2 protein-coding genes are annotated in these 3,646 nt (G+C 29.3%); both read left to right on the plus strand.

Features of this window, described 5'->3' with window-relative positions; genetic code table 11:
* Nucleotides 1-546 precede the first annotated feature (546 nt).
* Nucleotides 547-1,008: a carboxymuconolactone decarboxylase family protein gene (locus tag BLQ19_RS20680; protein WP_074539639.1), complete on the plus strand. Its 462-nt coding sequence runs from the start codon at nucleotides 547-549 to the stop codon at nucleotides 1,006-1,008.
* A 215-nt stretch (nucleotides 1,009-1,223) separates the two neighbouring features.
* Complete coding sequence (locus BLQ19_RS20685) at nucleotides 1,224-3,461, plus strand: hypothetical protein (RefSeq protein WP_074539640.1); 2,238 nt, start codon at nucleotides 1,224-1,226, stop codon at nucleotides 3,459-3,461.
* Nucleotides 3,462-3,646 lie beyond the last annotated feature (185 nt).

Consider the following 3,646-nt stretch of genomic DNA (forward strand, 5'->3'; position numbering starts at 1 on the left):
ACCGTTGTGGGTAATGCGGTTTGCGAATTTAAAGTCTGTGATTTGCGCTTAATTTTGGCGTAAAACTCTTTGTAAATACGTTATGTGAGCAACTTGTTAAACGTGATATTCTGACGTGAAAAACGCTGTAAATATTTAAAAATTGACGTAAATAATTGAGACAAAAAACCTGACGCAATTCGCGCTAAAAAATAGCAGATTTAAGCAAATTATATCTAATCTGACAAAACTAAGCTGCCAATAGTCGAGATGAAACCGATGCTGAATATTTAAAAGCGTTGTAGAGATACGAAACTTCAAAACTGTGGAGAGACTAAACCTAAATTAAAAAGTAGCACTACCCACAACAAAATGTATAATTAATGCGGGAGTTCGTGAGAGCCGAAATGTGGGCTGATTTACATTACCGTAAAAGCTTTTTCCTTATTTTTATCCAGCAAAACTAAAAAACGTAAAATGCTTTTACTTGTGCGGGCCCGAAATGCGCTGCATTTCTACGCCGCACTAATCATACATTGAGCGTTAGCAAACATTAAAAAAACAAAAATGACAAGAATAGAACTATCTGAATTTGGAAGCTCACCTTTTGAAAAACTAATTGGACACAACGCTGAAATATTATCCAAATGGATTGAATTAGAAAATGCAATTTTTCAATCATCTACACTTAACACTCATTTATTAGAACAAGTTAGACGAACATTATCGTTCGGCAATGAATGCGAATATTGTATGGTTAAGGGAGGAAAACCTGAATTAAATAAAAACGATAAAAAGGAACAATCAGCAACAGCTTTTGCCGAATTATTTGCTATCGACCACAAATCTATTAGCGATGAACATTTCAATATTCTAAAAGAAGATTTTACCGACAAAGAAATTTCCGAATTATGCTCTTTTATAAGTTTTATAACAGCTTGCCAAAAACTTGGACGAATTTATAATTTAACTGAAGACCTTCAAGCGAACAAAGTAACAACCATAAAGGAAATAAATAACGTTTGCTAACAATGTATATAAAAAATAGCGCAAGTTCTTGCTAACACAAAGTTTTGGGCATTTTGGGAAGTCGCCAAATTTTTAAATTTGACAAATTCCCAAAAATAAGATAATTAGTAAATTTAAAAATTCGGCTTGTGTTAAACCGAAAAGTAACAGCTTATTTTCAACGCTACTTTTCATATACGAGACGTTATGTTGCATTGAAAAACAATATCCTATAAATGAATAAAGCAGAAATTCAAATTAAAAATGTAATTGAAACCGTCCCATCAATTTTGCTTAAAAAATTTGAATTGTTAGAAATCACCAATCTGCAACAAATAAGCGATATTAATGTTGAGGAATTTTCAAAGACTAAAGGAATAGGAAAATCTGTTGTAAATAAACTGATAGATTATCAAGTTTTTATTGATGGTAATTTAACTGAATTATTTGATATTCAAGAAAGTAAAATAAGAGAATATTTAATACCTCTAGATTATGAAAATTTTAATCCAGACTCATTTGTCGATTTAATAAATGAAGCTGTAACTGATTATTTAAATTTAATAAATAGCGATTTTCTTAAAGGAATAATAAATCATTACTATGGTTTAAATAATTGTGACAAGTATAATCTTGACGAATTATCAAGTTATTATTCCAAAACTAGCGAAAGAATAAGACAATTAAAGGAACAAGTTTTATCTAATTTAAGTTCTTTTTTTCATAATGGATTAGATGAAAAATTTAGATGTATTTGTAAGGAAGAAATAAGTCATAATTACAGGAATCTTAAATCCGAAATTTTTGCGCAAAACATAATAAGTAAGGAAATATTTAAAGATATACTAATTGAAAAGTATGGATACAACAATAGGAGTCCTGAAATTATAGAACTATTAATTGATTTATTCTCATTGTCTGTGTGTGGAAAAGTAGAAACAATATTTACTTCTGCTGAGATAATTGTCATAAATCAAGCTGAAAAGAAAAATTTTATTAAAACAGCAGATATAGTTCTTAAGACACTAAAAAAAGAAGTTTCCCCTTTGAATGAAATGCAGGTTATAATAAACTGCAAAAGGAAGAGTAAAACACTTACGAACTTACATATTCTGAAAGCTATCGAAATTCTTCCTGAAATCGAAATGATTCAAAATGGCGATACTTATTTCTATCAAGTCAAATTTGAGTACTTATCAAGAGCAAGCGATAGAGCATACCGAGTTTTATTAGAAAATGGAGATACAATGTACATTGACAATATTGTATCAGAGGTTAATAGAAGATTAGTTCGTTCAAATACTCCTAAAATATACGACAGACATAGCTTAACTCTTGCGTCCGATAATCGATTTAATTCACAAGGCAAAACAGGCTTCTGGGGATTAACAATTTGGGGTAAAAACTCGGTAAAAATTGAACTACTTATAAAAAACGCATTATATAAATTAGATAAGCCTAGTACATATGATGAAATTTGTCAAGAGATATTACTTGAAAGACCAAAATTAAAAGAAAACTCAATTCGCTCATTAATTGGTCGAGATTGTTTAAAAGTTGAAAATGATAAATGGATACTTCCTGAATGGAAACAAAAATATTCTAGTCTTGCGTTTTCTAGAAGAAAAAAAAGAGAAGTCACACACGAACCAGAACATAGGATCGAACAACGATTAAAAGTAATTGAATATTTGAAACAACAACAAGGCAAAACAGCCTTAGCTTCAGTTATTATTAAATCATTTGAGAATTTGGACAATAGATATACAAAAGTTTCTTTCTATAAATTATTTGAGCAAATTGAGTATTTTGAAAAATCTAAAAGTGGAAACAAAATTATAGTAACGTTGAAGCAACAAAATAATTCGTCTATTGCAATTGATGAATTTAATTGGCAGTCAATTAAAGAAAAATTATATCGAGATTTAAAAGATTACTTTTCAGAGCCTAATATCGCACCAACTTACACCTTTGATTTGAGCGAAAGCATAGCTTTATTTAATGAATTAGTAGTTTATAAAACTGGTGTTCCTGAACTTGATGGACTTGACCAAAGATTACTGGGCAACTTGAATAAATTTTATTTTGGTTCCGTTAATAGAGTCGACAAACTAAATTTCTTAAAGCAATTTTTGACTTGTTTAGACCCATTATTGAAAAAAATATTATTTCTCGTTGACAATACATCTTACAACTATATAAATTCAAATAAAAAAGGACTTGGTGTCGTTATAGAAAAATTAATAAAAATTGACCCAACATCTGAACGATATAAAGACTCAAGAACTGCTAGAAAATATAAGTTCGGCAACCATATTCAAACATCTTACTTTTACAGAAATAGTGATACTCATTCCGCTAATGATTGGACTGAACTAAAGATTGCAAATATTATTTCTAGTTGTTTTGTTGTTTATATCTTTTCTTGTTCAGAATATTATAATGAAATAAAAAACGCAATAAACGCAACATAACAAAGTGTATAAAACATAGCTAATAAAGGCTAAAATCAAAGGTTTGTGCTTATTTACAAAGGTCGCCAAATTTTTAAATTTGGCTTTTAAAATAAAAAAGTAAAAACAAAACATAAAAATTCGGCTCTGTGTTTATCCGAAAAGTTAGTGTCTTTTTACATGCTACGTTTCATACACAAACCGTT

This window comes from Cellulophaga baltica (assembly GCF_900102165.1).
Lineage (GTDB): Bacteria > Bacteroidota > Bacteroidia > Flavobacteriales > Flavobacteriaceae > Cellulophaga > Cellulophaga baltica.